An 18,602-nucleotide genomic window follows, 5' to 3' on the forward strand; every position below is an offset into this window, starting at 1 on the left:
GCCGGGCCCGGCGTTGCGCCAGCGGCACGTCGCGATGATCGCGCTCGGCGGCATCATCGGCGCGTGTACGCAAGCTGACCGGCGTGAGCCTCAAAGACGAGAGCACGATGGCGCTGCCCGAGCGAACGATCGATCGGCTATCGCGTGCATAGCGACGCTCCATGCTTCGCGTAAACCCCGTCGAAAGAAAACGCCTCACGTAAGAAAAGGGTAAGCGCACGCTCTTACCTTAGTCTCCAGCGCATCGGAATCATAATTCGCCTCGAAAGACATTGCGCGAAGGCATCGCATGCCGTCCCCGCCCGGGGATTTCCTCAATTCAACGCATCGCTGATCGTTCGCGCGCCCGCCCGAACGCGGGCGCTTTTGCACGCACGGAAAAGACATTCATGCAGGAGACGACGGAAATGGATCTCAAGATCGTGGAGAAAATCAAGTCGAGCGCCGCCTATGGCGAACTGGTGCGAAAGCGCTCGAAGCTCGGCTGGACGCTGACGGCGCTCGTGCTGATCGTCTATTACGGCTACGTGTTGCTCATTGCGTTCAACAAGGATCTGCTCGCCGCGAAGATGGGCGCGGGCGTGATGACGTGGGGCATGCCGATCGGCCTGTTCGTGATCGTCTTCACGGTGGTCATCACGGGACTGTACGTGCGTCACGCCAACAGCACGTACGACGAACTCACCGACAAGATCAAGCGGGAGGCCGCATGAAGTCGCAACGCATCTTCACGGCGGGCGCACTTTTTACCGCGTCCGCCAGTTCATTCGCCGCAGGCGGCGATCTCGGTCAGGCGGTCAAGCAGGCGACCAACTGGACCGCGATATGCATGTTCATCGCGTTCGTGATCGCGACCCTCTTCATCACCAAGTGGGCCGCGAAAAAGACGCGCTCCGCCGCCGATTTCTACACGGCGGGCGGCGGCATCACGGGCTTTCAGAACGGTCTCGCGATCGCGGGCGACTTCATGTCGGCGGCTTCGTTTCTGGGCATTTCGGCGGCGGTTTATAGCAACGGCTATGACGGCCTGATCTATTCGATCGGCTTTCTCGTCGGCTGGCCGATCATCACGTTTCTGATGGCGGAGCGTCTGCGCAACCTCGGCCGCTTCACGTTCGCCGATGTCGCCGCATATCGCTTCAAGCAGACGCCGATTCGCGCGTTCGCCGCGTCGGGCACGCTCGTTGTCGTCGCGTTCTATCTGATCGCGCAGATGGTCGGCGCGGGACAGCTCATCAAGCTGTTGTTCGGCCTCGAATACTGGATCGCGGTGGTGATCGTCGGCGCGCTGATGATGGTGTACGTGCTCTTCGGCGGCATGACCGCGACGACCTGGGTGCAGATCATCAAGGCGTGTCTGCTGCTTGCGGGCGCTTCGTTCATGGCGTTCATGGTGCTGTGGCAATTCCACTTCAGCCCCGAGGCGCTCTTCGCGAAGGCCGTCGACGTGCACGAGAAGAAGGCGTCGATCATGGGCCCGGGCAACTTCATCAAGGACCCGATTTCGGCGATCTCGTTCGGCATCGCGCTCATGTTCGGCACGGCCGGGCTGCCGCATATCCTGATGCGTTTCTTTACCGTGCCCAACGCGAAGGAAGCGCGCAAGTCGGTGTTCTGGGCGACGACGTGGATCGGCTACTTCTACATTCTCACGTTCATCATCGGCTTCGGCGCCATCGTGATGGTGAGCACCAATCCGATGTTCAAGGATGCCGGCGGCAAGCTGCTCGGCGGCACGAACATGGCGGCGGTGCATCTCGCGAGCGCGGTCGGCGGCAACGTGTTCCTCGGCTTCATCTCGGCAGTTGCATTTGCAACTATCCTGGCGGTGGTCGCGGGATTGACGCTCGCAGGTGCATCCGCGGTGTCGCACGATCTCTACGCGACCGTGTTCAAGAAGGGCCGCGCATCCAGCGCGAGCGAGCTGCGTGTGTCGCGCATGACGACGATCGTGCTCGGCATCGTCGCGGTCGTGCTCGGCATCGTGTTCGAAAAGCAGAACATCGCGTTCATGGTGTCGCTCGCGTTCGCGGTGGCGGCATCCGCCAATTTTCCGGTGCTCTTCATGTCCGTTCTGTGGCGCGGCTGCACGACGCGCGGCGCGGCGGTCGGCGGCTTTCTCGGCCTGCTTTCGGCCGTCGCGATGACGATCCTCTCGAAGGCCGTGTGGGTGGACGTGTTCCACTACGCGAATGCGCCGTTCCCGTATGCATCGCCCGCACTGTTCTCGATGGCGATCGGCTTCATTGGCATATGGCTCTTCTCCGTGACCGACAAATCGGCGCGTGCCCGCGTCGATAAAGCGGGCTTCGAAGCGCAGACGGTGCGCTCCGAAACGGGCATCGGCGCGGTGGAGGGCGCGAGCCACTGACGTGATGCCGAAGCGGCGGCGCGCGCTCGAACGCCGCCGCCGTCAGCGTGATTCGTCGTATACCGGGGATGCCGCGCGCGTCCGAATGGCGAGTAGAAAATGCGTTAAGCTCGGTGCAACTGTATGCACGAAGCGCCAACGCATTGGAGCGAGCCATGGAACTGCAGTGCCCCAGTCTTTTCGAGCAATCGGCGTATATCGGCGGCGTGTGGGTCGACAATACTTCGCTGCCGCGCGTGCCCGTCACCAATCCGTCCACGAAGGAGACCATCGGCTCGGTGCCGCAGGTCACGGCCGAGCAGGTGAGCGAGGCGATCGAGTGCGCGCACGCGGCCTTGCAGGACTGGCGTAGCTGGAGCAGCCGCGAGCGCGCGTCGGTGCTCAGAGAGTGGGGGCGGCTCGTCGAACATCATCGCGACGATCTCGCCATCATCTTGTGCCGCGAGCAAGGCAAGCCGCTGCACGAAGCGCGTTCCGAAATCACGCAGGCCGCGAATTATCTCGACTGGTTCGCGGAGGAAGCGCGCCGCATTTACGGCGACAACATCCCGGCGCCGCGGCGCAATCAGCGTATCCGCGTGCTGCATCAGCCGATCGGCGTGTGCGGCGCCATCACATCGTGGACCTTTCCTTCGTCGATGGTCGCGCGACGCGTCGGCGCCGCGCTCGCGGCGGGCTGCACGGTCATTCATCATCCCGATCCGCAGACGCCTTTCTCGGCGCTCGCGTTGTGCGTGCTCGGCGAGAACGCGGGCTTGCCGCGCGGCGTGCTCTCCGTGTTGACGGGCGAGGGCGAGCCGGTCAGAAGCGCGCTGCTCGCCAGCCCCGATGTGCGAAAGGTATCGTTCACCGGTTCCATCGACGAAGGCAAGCGGCTGATGACCTTGTGCGCGCCCACGGTGAAGAAGATGTCGCTCGAACTGGGTGCGAACTGTCCTTTCATCGTATTCGACGATGCGGATATCGATCTCGCCGTGAAAGGCGCGCTCGATGCGCGTTTTCGCCACTCGGGCCAGGCGGCGATGTGCGCCAACCGTTTCTTCGTGCATGAGGACGTGTACGAGACGTTCGTCGCGAAACTCGTCTCGAAGGTCGCGTTGCTGAAGGTGAGCGACGGGCTGGACGAGGGCGCGCAGATCGGCCCGCTCATCGGCGAAGCGGCGGTGACGCGCGTCGAAAGTCTCGTCGCTGAAGCGGTGAGGCTCGGCGCGAAGATCGCGGCGGGCGGCTCGCGTGTCGCACCGGAATCGAACTTCTTCAGGCCGACGGTGCTCACGGGCGTCGATCCGTCGATGAGCGTGTGCGGCGACGAAGTCCTCGGGCCGGTTGCGAGCGTGCTGCCGTTCAGGGACGAGGACGACGTCATCACGTTCGCGAACGACACGCGCACCGGCCTCGCGGCTTACTTCTACACGGCGGATATCAGCCGCGCGTTCAGAGTGATGGAGGCGCTCGAATGCGGTGTCGTGGGCGTGAACGATAGCCTTGTGTTCAACGAAGTCGCGCCGTTCGGCGGCATCAAAGAGTCGGGGATGGGGCGCGAAGGGGCGTCGTCGGGCGTCGAGGAATATCTGGAATCGAAGTATGTTTGTTTTGGGAATCTGGAGCGATAGTTCGGGGCGCATTGGCATGAACAGCGGCGCTAGCGTCCCATCGCAGCACTCGCCTCCTCATGCAGTCGCACGGCCATGACGGGCGCTTCCGGGCCCACGTGCGATAACTTCATAAGACGCGGTTGCAGCAGCAGCGCGACGAGTCCGCTCCATCCCGTCTGATGCGAAGCGCCGACACCGCGCCCATTGTCGCCATGAAAGTACTCGTGAAAGAGAATGAGATCGCGCGAGCGCGGATCAGCTTGCAGCATCGGATACGCGGCCATGACGGGGCGCTTGCCTTCGGCATCTTTCAGAAAGAGCGTGCCGATGCGCCGTGACAGATCGTCCGCGATTTCGCTTAGCGAATGCATTTTCCCCGAGCCCGTCGGATGCTCGACGCGAAACTCATCCCCGTAATAGCGATGAAACTCGTAGAGCGATTCGATCAGCAAGTAGTTGACCGGCATCCAGATCGGTCCACGCCAGTTCGAATTGCCGCCGAACACACGCGAGTCCGATTCCGCGGGCAAGTATCGGATGCAGACGTTCACGCCATCGTGATCGAAGATATAAGGCTTGTCGCAATGCACGCGGGACAACGCGCGCACGCCATAGTCGGACAGGAACTCGCTTTCATCCAGCGTGCGGCGCAACAGCGCTTTCATGCGATGTCCGCGCAATAGCGAGAGCAAGGTCGTGTTGCCTTTGCCGGGCTCGGTCCAGCGCGATACGAGTTTCGCGAGATTGGGCCGATGATCGAGAAACCACGCGAGGCGTTCACGCAGTCCGGGCAGGTCGCCGTACACGCCTTCTTCGAGCACATGAACGGCGAACAGCGGAATCAGTCCGACGATCGATCGAATGCGCATGGGCACGCGCGCGCCGTTCGGCAGATGCAATACATCGTAGAAGAATTCGTCGCTGCCGTCCCATAGGCCGGTGTTGCAGACTTCGCCGCAACTCACGGCTTCCGCGATATACAGGAAGTGCTCGAAGAACTTCACCGCGATCTCGACATACGACTCGTTCGTCATCGCGAGTTCGAGGCCGATCTGCATGAGGTCGAGCGCGTACGACGCCATCCATGCGGTGCCGTCGGCCTGATCGATGCGTCCGCCCGTCGGCAGCGGTTGCGAACGGTCGAAGATGCCGATATTGTCGAGTCCGAGAAAACCGCCCTGAAAGATATTGCGGTCGTCGGCGTCCTTGCGGTTGACCCACCACGCGAAGTTGAGCAGGAGCTTGTGAAACATGACTTCGAGAAACGCATGATCGCCGATGCCGGTCATCTCGCGATCGAGCTCGAACACACGCCACGTCGCCCATGCATGGACCGGCGGGTTCGCATCGCCGAATGCCCATTCATACGCGGGCAATTGCCCGTTCGGATGCATGTAGCGCTCCTTCACGAGCAATAACAACTGCTTCTTCGCGAAGTCGGGATCGATCGTCGCGAACGCGACCGCATGAAACGCGAGATCCCACGATGCATACCACGGGTATTCCCATTTGTCCGGCATCGACACGATGTCGCCGTTGCACATGTGCCGCCAGTCCGCATTGCGGCCGTGCCGGCGTTCCTTCGGCGGGGTGGGCTGGTTCGGATCGCCGTCGTGCCAGCGCGTGACGTCGAACTGGTAATACTGCTTCGTCCATAACATGCCGGCGAGCGCCTGACGTTGCACGAGGCGCGCGTCGGCGTCGTCGATGTCGTGTTGCAACGTCGCGTAGAACTCGTCGGCTTCCGCTTCGCGGCGCGCGAAGAGTTGCGCCATGTCGAGCGGAGGATCGTTCGAAACCGATGCCGGACGCCAGCGCAAATACATCACGGAGCGTGTCTGCGGCGCGAGTTGCAGATGCACGTGCGCGGCGCTACGCGTGCCGTGATCGCGTCGTATCGCCTGTTCGTCGCCTTCGACGAGATAGTCGTTGAAGCCATCCTTGAACGGTCCCGCGCCCTCGATGCCATAAATACGACGAACGTTCGTGTCGTTCTCGCAAAAGAGCCATTCGACCGGCGCCTCTGCCGAAGCCGTGACGAGCATCGCGCCCTGCGAAGGATTGTGCGCAATGACACGCGCGCCTTCTCGCGCATCGTGCTCCAGCTTCAGCGACGGCTTGCCCCACTTGCTCGACCACGCCCATCGGTTGCGCGCCCAGAATTGCGGCAGCACATGAAGCGCTGCGGCCTCGTTCGCGCGATTCTCGACGGACACGCGCATCACGATGTCATCCGGCGCGTACTTCGCATATTCGACGCAGACATCGAAGTAGCGGTCGTCGTCGAACACGCCGGTGTCGAGCACTTCGTATTCGGGCTGATCGGGACCGCGCCGCTTGTTCTCGTCGATGAGTTGCTGATACGGATACGCGTCGTGCGGATACTTGTACAGCATCTTCATGTACGAATGCGTCGGCGTGCCGTCGAGATAGAAGTACAGCTCCTTCACATCCTCGCCGTGATTGCCTTGCTCGTTCGTGAGACCGAAGAGCCGTTCCTTGATGATCGGATCGCGGCCGTTCCACAACGCGAGCGACACGCACCAGTCGAGCGGGTCGTTGCCGAATCCCGCGATGCCGTCCTCTCCCCAGCGATACATGCGGCTGCGCGCATGGTCGTGCGGAAAGTAGTCCCACGCGGTGCCGTATTCGCTGTAGTCCTCGCGGACCGTGCCCCATTGACGCTCGCTTAAGTACGGTCCCCAGCGGCGCCACTGGTCGAGATCGGCGCCGTGCAGACGGGCGCCTTCTTTCGTTTGCAGCAGATGGATTGCGCGTAGCGGTGGCATTGCGAGCTCCGTTGCGGTTGCTCATCCAATACGTTCGATGCGGTTTTCCGATGATAAGCGAAGTGAAAAAAAGCGCGGTGGTCGCCGCGCTTCGAGACTCATCGTGCCGTTTTCAGCGAGATGCCCTCCGGATGGGGATTGGCGTCGTTCATGTCTTCGGGAAGAAGATTGCCATCGGCGAGCCGCTGGTCCGCTTCGGCGGTCTCCGGATAACGCTCCGGATAGAGATGCCGTTCGCTCACGGCCGCATCGAAGGTATGCGACCACTTCGCGATCACGACCGTCGCAAGGCTATTGCCGATGGTGTTGCACGTGGCGATAGCCATCGACATGAAACGGTACACGCCGAAGATCAACGCGAGCCCTTCGACGGGAAGGATGCCCGTGGACGTGACGGTCGCCGCGAACACCACGAACGATCCGCCCGAGACCGTGGCCGCGCCTTTCGACGTCAGCAGCATCAACAAGAGGATGCCGATCTGATGCTCCACCGTGATCGGCACGCCATAAGCATGCGCAATAAACATGACGCCCATCGACATGAAGATCGACGTGCCGTCGAGATTGAACGCATAGCCTGTCGGCAGCACGAGACCGACGGTCTGCTTCGCGCAGCCGAGCCGTTCGAGCTTGATCAAAAGACGCGGCAATGCGCTTTCTGACGACGCCGTGCCGAGCACGATGAAGATCTCGTCCTTGATATAGCGCAGAAAGCGCCACAGGCTGAAGCCGGCAAGCTTGGCGATGATGCCCATGACCACGACGATGAACAGCGCGATCACCGCATAGAAGCTCAAGACGAGTTGCGCCAGCGCGATCAGCACAGCCGTGCCGTTGCTGCCCACCGAATACGCAACCGCGCCGAGCGTGCCGAGCGGCGCGAGCTTCATCACCAGGTTGATGAACGAGAACAGCACTTCGGAAACGAGGTCGAGTCCCTCGTTGATACGCACGCGGCGGCGCTCGGGAATCGCGAGAATGCCGATGCCCACCATGATCGCGAGTACGACGACTTGCAGAAGTTCGCCCTTCGCGAACGCGCCGATGAAGTTATCCGGCACGATATGCATCACGAATTCGGTGAAGCCTTGCGGCGCGGCTTTGGCGGACGTCGCGGGCACGGCGCCGACCGCGACGGCGGTCATCGCCTTGCCCGTTTGCAGCAGATTGCCCGCGAACAGGCCGACCGTGAGCGCGATCGTCGAGACGACTTCGAAGTAGACGATCGCTCTCCAGCCGACGCGCCCCGCGCTCTTCACGTCGCCCGCCGAAGCGATGCCGTGCACGATCGTGAGAAACACGAGCGGCGCAACGCCGGCCTTGATGAGCGCGAGAAAGATATCGCCAAGCACTTTTAGCTGCGCGCCGAACTTCGGAAAGACGAGACCGACCGCAATGCCGATCACGAGCGACACGAGCACCTGCATGCCGAGCTTGCGGTACCACGGCAGCTTCTTCGGCGGTGTGACGGTCGTGTCGTCGTGTAATGCGTTTTCGTTATTCATCGCATGCTCCTCCATGACTTTCGATTATCAGATCTCGCTCGACAGCGCGATGGCGCGATCCACCATCTGCGGCGCGAGGCCGAGATAATTCACGGGATCGGTCATGCGGTCGATGGCGGCGCGGTCGAAGTGTTTCGTCACATCGGGCAATGCGGCGAGCGCTTCGGCGAGCGTGCCGCCTTGCTCGTTCACGGTGCGGCATGCGTCATACACAATGTCGTGCGCCTGCTGACGGCCGGTGTAGGGCGCCATGCTCATCATCACGGCCTCGGCGACGATCAGGCCACGGCTGATGCCAAGGTTGTGCTTCATGCGCGCTTCATCGACGATCAGGCCGCCCAGCGCGAACTTCGCCTGATGCAACGCGCCCGACGTGAGAATGAAGCTCTCCGGAATCGCGATCCACTCCGCATGCCACGGGCCGGTGGCGCGCTCGAAGTCCTGGATCATTGCGTCGATCATCAGGCCCGCGTGCTGGCGCACCGCCTTTGCCGCGGCGAGCATGAGTTCGCTCGAAATCGGATTGCGCTTCTGAGGCATGGTGCTGCTCGCGCCGCGTCCCTTCACGAAGGGCTCGTACACTTCCGCGAATTCCGTCGATGCCATGATCATGATGTCGAGCGCGATCTTGCCGAGCGAACCCGTCACGAGGGCGAGCAGATTGACCGCTTCTGCAAAGCCATCGCGCGCGACATGCCAGGTGGTCGCGGGCACGCCGAGCTTCAGTTCTTCGGCGAGCGCCTGCTGCACCGCAAAGCCCTTGTCTCCGAGCGATGCCAGCGTTCCCGCCGCGCCCGCGAACTCGACGACCCCGACGCGCTCGCGCATCTGCGCGAGGCGCTCCTGATGACGATCGAACATCGCGAGCCAGATCGCGACCTTGTAGCCGAACGTCACGGGCAACGCCTGTTGCAAATGCGTGCGGCCGGCCATGGGCGTATCGCGGTGCTTCTTCGCGAGGTCCGCGAGAATCGCGCGCAAATCGCGGATATCCGCCTCGATGGAATCGAGCGCATCGCGCATTTGCAGCGCAACGGCGGTATCCATGATGTCCTGAGTCGTCGCGCCCCAATGAACGTAACGTCCGGCCTCGCCGCACATCTTCGCCATCTGATGCACGAGCGGCAGGATCGGATAACCCACGATGTCCGTCTCCTCGCGCATGTGATCGAAATCGATGCGCTCGATCTTCGATTCGCGCGCGATCACTTCGGCGGCTTCGGCCGGAATCACGCCCGTGCGCGACTCGGCTTTCGCGAGCGCCACTTCCACGTCGATATAGCGCTGCACCAGCGCGTGATCCGAGAACAGCGCGCGCATTTTCGCAGTGCCGAATGCATCGCGAAACAGCACGGAATCGAACACGGTGCTGGCCAGGGGAGAAATGGAGCTTGTCATGAAAACCTCTCGCGGAAGCAAAAATAGACTGGAACGGGACATCGAATATGTCCGGACATATGCAGATTAATATGTTCGAACATATTGGCCAAGCTATGATTTACCCTGACCACCGAAAACGACAACCATTGCAGCAATGAACAGACCGCATTTCGCCGACATCGCGCGCGAGCTGACCGAGGAAATCGCGTCGGGCCGCTTTCCCGTCGGCTCTTATCTGCCAACCGAACTGGAGCTTCGCGATCAGTACCGGACGAGCCGCCACACCGTGCGCGCCGCGCTGCATGAATTGCAGCAACTGGGGCTCGTGTCGCGGCGCAAGAATGCGGGCACGCGCGTCGAGTCGATGCAGCCGCGCAACGATTTCCGTCCTTCGCTCGCTTCGGTCGACGATCTCGTGCAGTTCGGCTCCGAGCACTTGCGCCTCGTGCAGTCGAAGCAGCGGATCGAGGCATCCGCGAAGCTGGCGAAAACCTTGCGCTGCGCGCAGGGCACGCCCTGGCTGCGTGTGTCGAGCTTGCGTATCGACGGCGACAGAGACAGCCCGCCGATTGGCTGGACCGATGTGTATATCGATCCGGCCTATGAGGAGGCCGCCGAAGCCGCAAAGGAGAATCCGGATACGCTCATCAGTTCGCTGATCGAGGCGCGCTATGGGCGCTGCATCGATGAAATTCAGCAGGACGTGCGCGCCATTTCCGTGTCGGCGGAGATGGCGAAGCGTCTGAGCGTGGAGGCGGGAAGCGCGGCGCTGGAGATCGTGCGCCGTTATCTCGATTCGGCCGGCGCGACGTTCGAGGTTTCCGTGACCGTGCATCCGGCGGAGCGCTTTTCGGTGTCGATGCGGCTCAAACGCTCGCAGGGTTGAACGCACTCACGCACGCACGCGATCCGGGAACGCGGTTTTCCGACGTGACATCTAAGCCGGTATCCACAACGAGATGCCGGGAGACGTCACATGAAGCTCATCCATGCCGCGTTGGCGGCGATGCTTGCGTTTGCAAGTATCGCGCCTCACGCACAAGACGCCGGGCCGACCGATCCGCAGATCGCGGCTATCGTCGTGACGGCCAATCAGGTCGATATCGACGCGGGCAGGCTCGCCGAATCGAAAACGAAATCGAAAGACGTGAAGGCGTTCGCGCAGCAGATGGTCGCGGACCATGGCGGCGTCAACAAGGCCGCGACCGATCTCGTGAAAAAGCTCCACGTGACGCCGGAAGATAATCCGACGAGCCAGAGCCTCAAGCAAGGCGGCGACGCGAATATCGCGAGATTGAAGTCACTTTCCGGCGGCAGCTTCGACAAGTCGTATATCGATCACGAGGTCGCCTATCATGAAAGCGTGCTGGCGGCGCTCGACAAGACCTTGATTCCGGGCGCGCAGAACGAGGAACTGAAGGCGCTGCTCGTGAAAGTGCGGCCCGCATTCGTCGCGCATCTGGAGCACGCGCGGCATGTGCAGGCGGAACTGGGCAATGGCGGTGCGTGATGCGCTGGCTCGTTTGTTTCGTGAGCGGGCTTGTGTTGCACGCCGAGGCAGGCGCTGCGACGTATGTCGTCGTGATCGAACAGATGCGCTTCGAGCCGCCCGTGTTGAACGTCGCGCGAGGGGACCGCGTCGTGTGGCTGAACAAGGACCTGTTTCCGCATACCGCGACCGCTGACAAAAGAGCCTTTGATTCCCACGATATTTCGCCCGATGCGTCGTGGAGTTATGTCGCGCGCGAATCGGGAAGCTATGCGTATTCATGCACGCTGCACCCGACGATGCACGCGGTACTGAACGTTCGATGAAGACGACGATGAGCGAGCCCGCACAACACACACCCAACGACGACGATCTGAGCATTGCACGCCGTGTCGTCGCGGGCGATCGCTCCGCATTCGAACTGCTGATGCGTCGGCATAACCGGCGTCTTTATCGCCTGGCGCGCGCAACCTTGCGCAACGACGCCGAAGCCGAGGACGCGTTGCAGGACGCTTATCTGCACGCGTATCGGTCGATGAGTCAGTTTCGCGGCGATGCCCGGATCTTCACGTGGTTATCGAGGCTCGTGCTCAACGAATGCTTCGCGCGGATTCGGCGCTCGGCGCGGCGTCAGAATGTGATTCCCATCGTGGACGCGCCCGATTACGTCGAACAGGCCGAAGCAATGCACACGCACGACGACACAGCTCCCGACGAGGCGCTCGCCCGTTCGCAGGTTCGCGCGCTGCTCGAACGCAAGCTCGATGAATTGCCCGAGTTGTTTCGCATTGTCTTCGTGTTGCGTTCGATTGAGGAGATGAGCGTCGAGGAGACCGCGCAGTGTCTGAACATTCCGGAGGCGACGGTGCGCAGCCGGCATTTTCGTGCGCGCAGCATGATGCGTGAATCGCTCGCGCAAGCCTTCGATCTCGCCGAGCGCGACGTTTTCGCATTCGGCGGCGCGCGGTGCGATCGGATTGTCGCGCGCGTACTATCGAAGTTATCGGGCGGCGTGTCATAACACTCCGGCGTGAGTGAAGGAGGACGCCATGGATAAGAACCGGGCTGCTACGCGCTTTCAACGGGCTTGCGCGATAGCGGCAATCGTCATGCTGGCGGGCATTTCGAGCACCGGAGCAAGGACGATCACAATCTTATCCGCAACGTATGGCGCGAATTGCGGCGCCGAGAGCGGCAACGCGACGCACGATCTTACGCGTCAGTGCAACGGCCTGGACACATGTCAGTACGTGCCTAACCGAAAACGCATCAGCGACGCGACCCAGGCTTGCAGGAATGACCTCCAGGCCAATTGGCGCTGCACGGACAGCGAAATCCATACCGCAACGCTCAGCCCGGAAGCGGGCGTGAACAGCACGCTCGTGTTGAGTTGCATCGAACAGAACGGACCGGGGCATTGAGCGACGCCAAGCCAAACCCGTTTGATCGATACAGATCAAAGCTGCGCGCGATCGGAGGGAAACGGAACGATTCATATGAAGTTGCGAGCTATAGAATAAGTCACCGGCGCCGGGCATTCACGAGCGCGCCTGACATTGATCCTCGTAATCCATATGGACGTTCGCCAGCTTCGCTACTTCGTCAGCATCGTCGATTACGGCAGTCTCGGCAAAGCAGCGGAAAAGCTTTACGTTGCACAGCCTTCGCTCAGTCAGCAAATGGCGCGGCTCGAAGCGGAACTCGGTGTCACGCTTCTTCTGCGCAGCAATCACGGCGTTACGCCCACAGCGCAGGGCGATGCGCTCTATCGGCACGCGCGCGTCGTGCTACGACAGATGGAGCAGCTCAAGCAGGAAGTGACCAAGGGTGCGGGGGCCGAATCCGGCACCGTGGCAGTCGGTTTGCCGACGACGATGGCGTCCGTTCTTGCCGTGCCCTTGTTCGAGCGCATCCAGGATAGCTATCCGGGCATTCGGCTGCAGTTCTTCGAAAGCATGAGCGGCTATCTGAACGAGTTGCTCGCCAATGGCCGGCTCGATCTCGCGATTCTCTTTCGTGAATCGGATACACCCGGCATCACGGCTTTGCCCGTGCTGGACGAAACGCTCTATCTGGCGGGCGAACCGGGCGGCATCTCGCCGCGCGCATCGACATGTCCGCTCGCCAGGCTCGCGGGCGTGAAGCTCGTCGCGCCCGGCGCATCGAACGGCTTGCGCCTCTTGATCGAGCGCACATTTGCGAGCGAGAAGGTCGAATTGAATGTTGTCGCGGATATCGACTCGCTGCCGGCGCTTTTGCTGATTGCGCATTCGGGCAGAGCCTGCACGATTCTGCCTTCGTCGGCTATCGCGCAATGGAATGAGGCGCTATTGCCGAGAATGCGGAAAATCGTCGAGCCGATCATCAAGCGGCCGGCCAGCATTTGCTGGCCCAACGACGCACCGATGAATTCGGCCACGGTCGCGGTGCGCGAGACATTGATTCAGTTGATTGCCGAGCACATCGAACGCGATAGCTGGCAAGGCGTGACGATGCGCAAAGCGCGCGCCGATGTGAAAGCGCGATGAATCTAGATCGCATTCTCGGCGCGCAGGCGATCGATGGTTTCGCTATCCAGACCTAGCTCGCGCAGAACGGCCTCCGTATGCTGACCGAGCGCGGGCACGGCGTCCATCCGCGGTTCATCGGTGCTCAAGAGTCCCGGCGGATAGAGCGCGGGAATGCTGCCGGCGGGCGTATCGACCTGCGTCCAGCGATGACGCGCTTCGAGCTGTTCATGCTTCCAGACATCGTGCATGTCGTTCATGCGCGCATTGGCGATGCCCGCTTCCTCCAGCCTCTCGATGACCTGCGCCGCCGTCAACGAAGCGAACGCATCGACGATAATGTGCATCAACTCTTCGCGATGCTGCGTGCGACGGCTGTTTGCGCAAAAGCGCTCGTCGTCGTGGAGCTCCGGCAAACGAACCACGATCTCGCAGAACTTCTTCCATTCGCGCTCGTTTTGCAGGCCGAGCATCACGGTCTTGCCGTCGCCCGCCGGGAACGGGCCGTAAGGAAAAATCGTCGCGTGCGACGCGCCTGCCCGGGGCGGCGGCGTCTGACCGTCGATCGCGTAATAGAGCGGATAACCCATCCATTCGACCATGCTTTCCAGCATGGAAATGTCGATGCGCTTGCCGCGCCCGGTCCGTCCGCGTTCGATGAGCGCGGCGAGAATATTCGTGTAGCCGTACATGCCGGCGGCGATATCCGCGATAGAACAGCCCGCTTTCGCCGGTGCGCCTTCGGAACCCGTGATGCTCAGAAAACCCGCTTCGCTTTGGATCAGCAAGTCATAAGCTTTCTTGTCGCGCATCGGGCCATCCGAGCCATAACCCGAGATATCGCACACGATGAGTCGCGCATAGCGTTCCTTCAACGTGTCGTAATCGAGGCCGAGCCGTTGCGTCGCCCCGGGCGCAAGGTTCTGCACGAATACATCGGCATCGGCGAGCAGTTTGTGGACGATATCGATTGATTCGGGATGCTTGACATCTAGCGTCACGCTTTCTTTCGATCGGTTCGTCCACACGAAATGCGATGCGAGCCCGGACACGCGTTCGTCATAGTTGCGAGCGAAATCACCTGTGCCGGGTCGCTCGATCTTGATCACGCGTGCGCCCAGATCGGCGAGCTGACGCGTGCAGAAGGGCGCCGCGATCGCATGTTCGAACGTGACGACCTTGATGCCTTGCAGCGGACGCATGACGGCCTCCTTCAGAACGAGCGCGGCAGGCCGAGGATATGCTCGGCAACGTAAGAGAGAATCAGGTTCGTCGAGATCGGCGCGACCTGATAAAGACGCGTCTCGCGGAACTTGCGCTCGACATCGTATTCGGCGGCGAAGCCGAAGCCGCCGTGAAATTGCAGACACGCGTTGGCCGCCTCCCACGAGGCGTCGGCGGCAAGCAGCTTCGCCATGTTCGCCTGCGCGCCGCAAGGCTCGTGCGCGTCGAACAACTCGCACGCCTTGAAGCGCATCAGGTTAGCCGCTTCGATGTTGACATATGCGCGCGCTATCGGAAACTGCACGCCCTGATTCTGGCCGATAGGACGTCCGAATACGATGCGGTCTTTCACATACTGCGAGACTTTGTCGATGAACCAGTAACCGTCGCCGATACATTCGGCCGCGATCAGCGTGCGTTCCGCGTTGAGGCCGTCGAGAATGTATTTGAATCCCATGCCTTCCTCGCCGATAAGATTTTCGGCGGGAATCTCCAGATTGTCGAAGAAAAGCTCGTTGGTCTCGTGATTCACCATGTTGAGAATCGGCTGCACCGTGAGACCGTGGCCGATAGCTTCGCGCAGATCGACGATGAAAATCGACATGCCTTCGCTTTTCTTTTTCACGTCCGCGATCGGCGTGGTGCGCGCGAGCAGAATCATCAGATCCGAATGCTGCACGCGCGAAATCCACACCTTCTGTCCATTGATCACATAGCGGTCGCCTTTGCGTTGCGCGGTCGTCTTGATCTTCGTCGTATCGGTGCCGGTGGTCGGTTCGGTCACGCCCATCGATTGCAGGCGCAACTCGCCCGATGCGATTTTCGGCAAGTAGCGCTGCTTCTGTTGCGCCGAGCCATGACGCAACAACGTGCCCATGTTGTACATCTGGCCGTGACACGCGCCCGAGTTGCCGCCCGAGCGATTGATCTCTTCCATGATGACGGATGCCTCGGTAAGCCCGAGTCCCGAGCCGCCGTACTCCTGTGGAATCAATGCGGCGAGCCAGCCCGCTTTCGTCAGAGCTTCGACGAATGCTTCGGGATAACCGCGTGCCTCGTCGATCTTCCGAAAGTATTCGCCGGGGAATTGGCCGCACAGATCGCGCACGGCCTCGCGGATGTCCTGATAAGCGTCGGGAGTGGATTCGATCATGATGTGCTTGCTGATGAGTGAATAGCGTCAGGCGAGCGTCGCGCGCGCGGTCATGTCGAGCCAGCCTTCGTCGTCCTTCGACCAGAGCTCGACGGTCTTGCCGTCGGCGGATGGCTGCCCGCGCAGATGCAACGTGTTGCCCGCGAAGCACGGACGCCGCGCCTTGAATGAAAAGTCGATAACAATTGCGTCGGGCAATTCGCGGCGCAATAGATCCATCAACAGCGTGGCGATGAGCGGTCCATGCACGACGAGTCCGGGATAACCTTCGACCTGCGTTACGTAAGGCTTGTCGTAATGGATGCGATGCGCGTTGAAGGTGAGCGCCGAATAGCGCAGCAGCAATGTTTCGTGGGGAACGATGTTACGTTGCCATTGCGCATCGCGCGGCGCGGCGCTCGGCGCGGGCACGGGCACGCCAAGTGCGACCGGCTCGCGATACACGATGTCGTGCTCTTCCTCGATCGCGATCGCATCGCCGCAGGAAATGCGATGTCCAACGGTCACGAAGCCGAGCTTGCCGCTGCGGCCTTGCTTCTCGCTGACATCGAGAATCGTCGATTCGCGCGTGATGCCCGCACCGACGATCACGGGCGCGGGAAAGCGCAGGCGTCCGCCGGCCCACATGCGGCGTGGCAGACCGAGATCGGGGAGAAAGCCGCCTTTCTTCGGATGACCGTCTTCCGCGATGAGCGACTGTCTCGCGATGGGCCGGAAGAAGATCCAGTGCCACAAGGGCGGAAGGGCATCGCCTTCGCGAGGAGCGGCATCGTAATCGAGCGTGGCGGCAAGTGCCGCGACCGATGTGGGCGCAACGATATCGACGGCGCTCTCGGTTTTCATCGTGTTGTCTCCGTTGCCGGAAATGTCCGGCGAATCCCGATTGGATAGCGTGACTTTAGAGAAATCTTCCGCGCATTGGAAATACCGCTTTCATGTGCCGGGCATAAGTTGAACCTATCACGCCGTTGCGTGGCGCATAACATCGAGTCATCAATCCCATAACCGGCACGTCATTTTTCACATCGGCTCCGCGCCCTAACATGTAATCCGTTGAAGTCAAACGCGTTGCACAAAAGGAGTCGGACTATGTATGTCGTCACGGGAATCACGGGACAAGTCGGCGGCGCGCTCGCCAAAGCGCTGCTGGAAGCGGGCAAACCGGTACGCGCTGTCGTGCGCGATGAGAAGAAGGGCGCGCTCTGGTCGGCGCGCGGCTGCGATGTGGCGCGCGCCACCATGACCGACGCCGATGCGCTCGCACACGCCTTCGAAGGCGCGGAAGCCGTGTTCATTCTTCCGCCGCCGGAATTCGATCCCGCGCCGGACTTTCGGGAAGCGCGCGAAGTCATCGATACGATCGTCGCGGCGCTCGCACGCGCCAGGCCGCGCAGAATCGTGTGCCTGTCGACCATCGGCGCGCAGTCCGCTCACACCAATCTTCTGACGCAGCGCACGCTGCTGGAAGACGCGCTTCGCAAGCAATCGATCCCCGTCACGTTCCTGCGTCCGGGCTGGTTCATGGAGAACTGCGCATGGGATGTCGATTCGGCGCGTAACGTTGGCATCGTGCACTCGTTTCTGCAACCGCTCGACCGCGCGATTCCGATGGTCGCCACCGACGACATAGGCGAACTCGCCGCGAAGCTCATGCAGGAAGTGTGGACGGGGGCGCGCATCGTCGAACTGGAAGGAGCGCGACACACGAGCCCGAACGATATCGCCGCGGCGTTCTCGTCCGTTCTCGGCAAGCCGGTGCGCGCGCAGGCAGTGCCGCGCGAAACATGGAACGCGCTGTTCGTGAGTCAGGGCATGAAGCATCCGACGCCGCGCATTCAGATGCTAGACGGCTTCAACGAGGGATGGATCGATTTCGAAAACCGTCGCGAAGATATCGTCAAAGGCAAGACGCCGCTCGTCGATGTTATCCGCAAGCTCGTCGCGCGTTAATCGTCGTGAAGAAAAGGCGGCGGGACGACGAGTGCCGGATAGCCGGAATAATGCTCGCCATGATCGCCGTGGTGATTCGCGTGACCCGGCGCGGTCAGCAGGCCGCGCGGTTCGACATAGCTCGATATGCGGCGCTTCGGCATCTCGTGCCATGCGATGTTGAATGCGCCGAGCTTCGGATAGAACTCCAGCTCGCTGTACGGAAGATGGTCATGGATCCACCACGCCATCGACGTCCACGAGCCACCGTCACGCAAACGGTCCATGTGCCAGGGAATGACGATGGTGGCCATCGCACCCATGTGACCGTCCGCGTCGCGCCGATCCCATGCGTGCCGCGCGCGATTGTGCTCGTTCGACGCGCAACTCAGATCGCGTGCGTTGCCGAAGCCGTTCACTTCAGGCGAGCGATAACTCGAGCGAATCGCAACGCGTCCGAAGGTTGCCTGCAACGGTTCGAGCAGATGCTCGCATAACGCGCGTCCCGCTGCGATAGCGAGTTGCGGATCGTCGGGCATGTTGCGCATACCTTCAATGCACGCAATCTCGCTGAACAGGAATTCGCGCATGAAAAAGGAGCGCGAGAGCCGCGCACGCCCGAAGCGCTCGACAGTGCGCACGGAACGCGGCGTGCGCATG

The 18,602-nt window shown here is 61.5% G+C and carries 16 protein-coding genes; 9 read left to right on the top strand and 7 right to left on the bottom strand.

The window, feature by feature from the left end; genetic code table 11:
• Positions 1-407: 407 nt before the first annotated feature.
• The 3 genes from AWB82_RS16835 (at position 408) to AWB82_RS16845 (ending at position 3,984) form a co-directional block, all read left to right on the top strand.
• Positions 408-713: a DUF485 domain-containing protein gene (locus tag AWB82_RS16835; RefSeq protein WP_086969236.1), complete on the top strand. Its 306-nt coding sequence runs from the start codon at positions 408-410 to the stop codon at positions 711-713.
• The gene (locus AWB82_RS16840) at positions 710-2,371 is read left to right on the top strand and encodes a cation acetate symporter (protein ID WP_086969129.1); all 1,662 of its coding nucleotides are present in this window, start codon (positions 710-712) and stop codon (positions 2,369-2,371) included. The genes AWB82_RS16835 and AWB82_RS16840 overlap by 4 nt, the downstream gene beginning before the upstream one ends.
• A gap of 155 nt (positions 2,372-2,526) precedes the next feature.
• On the top strand, positions 2,527-3,984 hold the full coding sequence (locus tag AWB82_RS16845; protein ID WP_086969131.1) for an NAD-dependent succinate-semialdehyde dehydrogenase: 1,458 nt from the start codon (positions 2,527-2,529) through the stop codon (positions 3,982-3,984).
• Between the two features lie 29 nt (positions 3,985-4,013).
• Here the strand turns inward: AWB82_RS16845 and AWB82_RS16850 are convergent, their stop codons facing one another.
• From AWB82_RS16850 to pcaB, 3 genes are all read right to left on the bottom strand, one after another.
• Positions 4,014-6,755, bottom strand: a complete 2,742-nt coding sequence (locus AWB82_RS16850) for an MGH1-like glycoside hydrolase domain-containing protein (RefSeq protein WP_086969133.1) — start codon at positions 6,753-6,755, stop codon at positions 4,014-4,016.
• Between the two features lie 98 nt (positions 6,756-6,853).
• Positions 6,854-8,260, bottom strand: coding sequence for a cation:dicarboxylate symporter family transporter (locus AWB82_RS16855; RefSeq protein ID WP_086969238.1), 1,407 nt, complete (start codon positions 8,258-8,260; stop codon positions 6,854-6,856).
• Positions 8,261-8,287: 27 nt separating this feature from the next.
• Positions 8,288-9,658, bottom strand: coding sequence for a 3-carboxy-cis,cis-muconate cycloisomerase (gene pcaB, locus AWB82_RS16860; protein ID WP_086969135.1), 1,371 nt, complete (start codon positions 9,656-9,658; stop codon positions 8,288-8,290).
• 136 nt (positions 9,659-9,794) lie between these two features.
• Here pcaB and AWB82_RS16865 point away from each other — a divergent pair, with 136 nt between their 5' ends.
• From AWB82_RS16865 to AWB82_RS16890, 5 genes are all read left to right on the top strand, one after another.
• Entirely contained in the window at positions 9,795-10,526 is a 732-nt protein-coding gene (locus AWB82_RS16865; protein WP_086969137.1) for a GntR family transcriptional regulator, read from the top strand.
• Positions 10,527-10,616: 90 nt separating this feature from the next.
• Entirely contained in the window at positions 10,617-11,150 is a 534-nt protein-coding gene (locus tag AWB82_RS16870; protein ID WP_086969139.1) for a DUF4142 domain-containing protein, read from the top strand.
• Complete coding sequence (locus AWB82_RS16875) at positions 11,150-11,455, top strand: cupredoxin domain-containing protein (RefSeq protein ID WP_086969142.1); 306 nt, start codon at positions 11,150-11,152, stop codon at positions 11,453-11,455. Before AWB82_RS16870 ends, AWB82_RS16875 begins: the two co-directional genes overlap by 1 nt.
• 8 nt (positions 11,456-11,463) lie before the next feature.
• Positions 11,464-12,150, top strand: a complete 687-nt coding sequence (locus AWB82_RS16880; RefSeq protein WP_086969240.1) for an RNA polymerase sigma factor — start codon at positions 11,464-11,466, stop codon at positions 12,148-12,150.
• 553 nt (positions 12,151-12,703) lie between these two features.
• A complete protein-coding gene (locus tag AWB82_RS16890; RefSeq protein WP_086969147.1) occupies positions 12,704-13,657 on the top strand; it encodes a LysR substrate-binding domain-containing protein in 954 nt (317 codons plus the stop codon).
• Between the two features lie 2 nt (positions 13,658-13,659).
• Here the strand turns inward: AWB82_RS16890 and AWB82_RS16895 are convergent, their stop codons facing one another.
• The 3 genes from AWB82_RS16895 to AWB82_RS16905 are packed head-to-tail and all read right to left on the bottom strand — an operon-like array spanning position 13,660 to position 16,856.
• On the bottom strand, positions 13,660-14,838 hold the full coding sequence (locus AWB82_RS16895; RefSeq protein ID WP_086969149.1) for a CaiB/BaiF CoA transferase family protein: 1,179 nt from the start codon (positions 14,836-14,838) through the stop codon (positions 13,660-13,662).
• An 11-nt stretch (positions 14,839-14,849) separates the two neighbouring features.
• Positions 14,850-16,013 carry an acyl-CoA dehydrogenase family protein gene (locus tag AWB82_RS16900; protein ID WP_086969151.1) on the bottom strand — a complete coding sequence of 388 codons (1,164 nt, stop codon included), beginning with the start codon at positions 16,011-16,013 and terminating at the stop codon, positions 14,850-14,852.
• Between the two features lie 27 nt (positions 16,014-16,040).
• Positions 16,041-16,856: an FAS1-like dehydratase domain-containing protein gene (locus tag AWB82_RS16905; RefSeq protein WP_086969153.1), complete on the bottom strand. Its 816-nt coding sequence runs from the start codon at positions 16,854-16,856 to the stop codon at positions 16,041-16,043.
• Between the two features lie 246 nt (positions 16,857-17,102).
• On the opposite strand from AWB82_RS16905, the gene AWB82_RS16910 reads away from it, so the two are divergent.
• Positions 17,103-17,963, top strand: coding sequence for an NmrA family NAD(P)-binding protein (locus AWB82_RS16910; RefSeq protein ID WP_086969155.1), 861 nt, complete (start codon positions 17,103-17,105; stop codon positions 17,961-17,963).
• Here the strand turns inward: AWB82_RS16910 and AWB82_RS16915 are convergent.
• Positions 17,960-18,601 (bottom strand): hypothetical protein, encoded by a 642-nt coding sequence (locus tag AWB82_RS16915; protein WP_086969157.1) that lies wholly within the window; start codon positions 18,599-18,601, stop codon positions 17,960-17,962. The genes AWB82_RS16910 and AWB82_RS16915 overlap by 4 nt on opposite strands.
• Position 18,602: the final 1 nt, after the last annotated feature.

It is taken from the genome of Caballeronia glebae (assembly GCF_001545035.1).
Lineage (GTDB): Bacteria > Pseudomonadota > Gammaproteobacteria > Burkholderiales > Burkholderiaceae > Caballeronia > Caballeronia glebae.